A 3,071-nucleotide genomic window follows, 5' to 3' on the forward strand; every position below is an offset into this window, starting at 1 on the left:
TCTCCTGGGTGGTTCCTGAAATATCCATCCCGGCGATGACATCCTTGACGATTTTCCTCAATTCTTGTTCACTAATCATCACACTCTCCTGACTATTTAACGAAGACCGAGGCATCCCCGGCTAAGGGAGTCAATCTTCCATTTTCTGAAAAGCCCATTTTCTCCATCCAGGCATCAAAGGGGGCCGTGGGACGAAGGTTGAAAACCTCCCGAAGGGCTGCCGCTTCATGGTACCCTGTACATTGATACATGAGCATACAGTCATCCCCCTGGGGAACCCCCATGATATAATTACACCCAGCGGCCACCAACAAAGTGGCCAGATTTTCAATATCATTTTGGTCCGCCTTCATATGGTTGGTGTAACAGGCATCACAGCCCATGGACACCCCTGTAAGCTTACCCATGAAGTGATCCTCCAGACCCGCCCGGATGACCTGCTTGGACTCGTACAGGTATTCCGGTCCGATGAAGCCCACCACGGTATTGACCAGGAATGGATTGTAACGCTTGCCCAGTCCATAGCATCGGGCCTCCATGGTCAGCTGATCCCAGTCGAAGTTCGCATCAGAGGATAGCTCTGCCCCCTGGCCGGTTTCAAAATACATCACATTGGGACCGGTGCTGGTGCCCCGGCTGAGCATTAAATCGTGCCCATCTTTAAGCATTTGTGCAGAAATCCCGAAAGCCTCGTTGCCTTTCTGGGATCCGGCAATGGATTGGAACATCAAATCCATGGGGGCATTCATCTTTTCGATGGCCTCCATTTGGGTAGTCACGTGAGCCAGTACACAGATCTGGGTGGGAATCTCCCATTCATTTTTAAAGGCATCGAAAGCCTTTAAAACCCGGGTGACATTTTCCACTGAATCATCCACCGGGTTCAGACCCAGCACCGCATCCCCACAGCCTAGGCTAAAACCCTCCATGGTCGAGGCGATAATACCGTCGATATCGTCGGTGGTGTGGTTGGGCTGGAGTCGTGATGAAAACGTCCCCGGCAGGCCGATGGTCGTATTGCAATGGGCGGTAACCCGTATCTTCTTTGCTGCATAAATCAGGTCCAGATTCCCCATGAGCTTGCACACCGCTGCCACGATCTCGCTGGTAATTCCCCGGGAGGCTCGGCGGATCATTGCCCCGTCGGTTTTTTCATCCAATATCCACTCCCGGAACTCTGCCACCGTCTTATTCTTCAGCTCCATATAAATGCTTTCATTCACATCATCCTGGATGATGCGTGTAACCTCATCCTCCTCATAGGGGACTGCTGGATTATTCCGTATCTCCCCCAGGGTGATGTGAGAAAGCACGGCTTTGGCTGCGACACGTTCCTCCGCCGATTCTGCCGCAACTCCCGCCAACCGATCCCCGGATTTCTCTTCGTTCGCCTTCGCCATGACCTCCCGAAGGGACCCAAAGGAATAGGTCGTCCCAAATAGCTTTGTTTTTAAAATCACTGTTTTTCCTCCTTCTCTAATGCCGATTGCCTACGTGTTAAAGACCATTGTTTTGATAACGACAGGGCATACCCTCCCTCCTGCAACTGGTTTTCCTATATCAATATAATCCCCGTCCTGCGCATACACGCCGTCCAGGCAGATAATGTCCTTCTTGCCGCCTAAAATGCTGTCCACTGCATTCCCCAGGACCTTCCCGATATCGCACTCCAGAATCAGTACCAGGGGAATTTCCCATTGGATAATGGCGGCGCATCCCTCCAGGATTCCCCTGGCCAAGGCCTGAATGTCCTGGAAGCTTTCATAGGCCGATGCCGACAGGGCAATGGCCACAGGGCTCGGTCCATCCTCCTGGATAAACAGGGGGAGCCGGCGCTTAATTCCCAGAATTAAACCGGGGATAGTGGCTTCCTCCTCATGGGATAGCTTTAAAATCGGGATATTCTTCATGGGAAGTACCGCTTCCACATAATGGATGGTGCTCCCGCTGACATTCATGGTATGGCTTCCGGCTCCCACCACCGTTGCCCGGATTGTCTCCCGGGCGGGATAGCGCTCTACCTTCTGAAAGGCCGGATGGCCCCCGATGGCCTCACCCAGTAAAACCCCAATATCTCCATAACAAAAATCATCGCATTTTTCCTGGCTCATACAGTCTGCCACCCCTCCGGAAAGGGTGAGGGCATCGATTTTCAGTCCCTCTGGTAGGGGTTTTCCATCGTTGGTATACAGCCGCCCATGGTCCGGCTCCCTGGGTATCAGCCCTAGGGCCTCGGCCAAATGATCCGCCATCAGCCGGCACAGCTGCCTCAGGACAGCAATGTCGGCACTCTGACCGATTTCGAGGGGGAGTCCGTGTTCCAGGGCCAGGGCCTTTAGCTTATGGTAAATCCCGCTGATCCGTCCCTCCTCGACACATACTAGCCGTCCCCCGATATCCAGGCAAGTGGTCCCCATCAGTTTGCCCTTGTCAAAGACGGCGATGTTGCTCGTTCCCCCACCAATATCAATATTCGCCACACAATTGTGATGTTTTTGGGACAACACATCCGTCCCGGCACCCCGGGCCGAAAGGACGGACTCCAAATCCGGGCCGGCGGTGGCCACCACAAAATTCCCGGCCATCGCACTAAGGGCCTGGAGGACCGCATCCGCATTCTTCTTTCGCGCGGTGTCCCCGGTGATGATGACGGCCCCGGTTTTTAAATCTCCGGGGGAAATTCCTGCCGCTGCATACTCCTGTAAAATCAAGGCCTTTACCGCCTCCGCATCGATTTCATCCGCTGTCTTAAGGGGGGTGAAATATATTTGTGATCGGTAGAACACCGTTTTATCCACAATACTGATCCGTGGAACGGTAAAACTGCTGGCCAGATTTTCGATGGTCAATTGACTGAAAACCAGCTGGGTGGTCGATGTTCCAATGTCGATTCCCACACTTTTTATAACTTCCTTCACTGGATATCCTCCATTTTTTCCAACAAAAAAACCTGGACATCGGAATCGTCATCAATTCCCATTGCCCAGGCCTCTTCACCAAGGTATTGGAGCCCTGCGTCATTGCAGGCTCCCTTACATATTCAGTTTATTTCAAGTGCCTCAAACGGCACA

At 52.7% G+C, this 3,071-nt stretch carries 2 protein-coding genes; both read right to left on the reverse strand.

Annotation, left to right across the window (positions count from 1 at the left end):
- Positions 1 to 92: 92 nt before the first annotated feature.
- Positions 93 to 1,460: an ethanolamine ammonia-lyase subunit EutB gene (locus VB081_RS04465; RefSeq protein WP_323397922.1), complete on the reverse strand. Its 1,368-nt coding sequence runs from the start codon at positions 1,458 to 1,460 to the stop codon at positions 93 to 95.
- Between the two features lie 30 nt (positions 1,461 to 1,490).
- Entirely contained in the window at positions 1,491 to 2,918 is a 1,428-nt protein-coding gene (gene eutA, locus VB081_RS04470; protein ID WP_323399645.1) for an ethanolamine ammonia-lyase reactivating factor EutA, read from the reverse strand.
- Positions 2,919 to 3,071 lie beyond the last annotated feature (153 nt).

This window comes from Christensenella sp. (genome assembly GCF_034927525.1).
In the GTDB taxonomy this organism is placed as follows: Bacteria; Bacillota; Clostridia; order Christensenellales; family Christensenellaceae; genus Christensenella.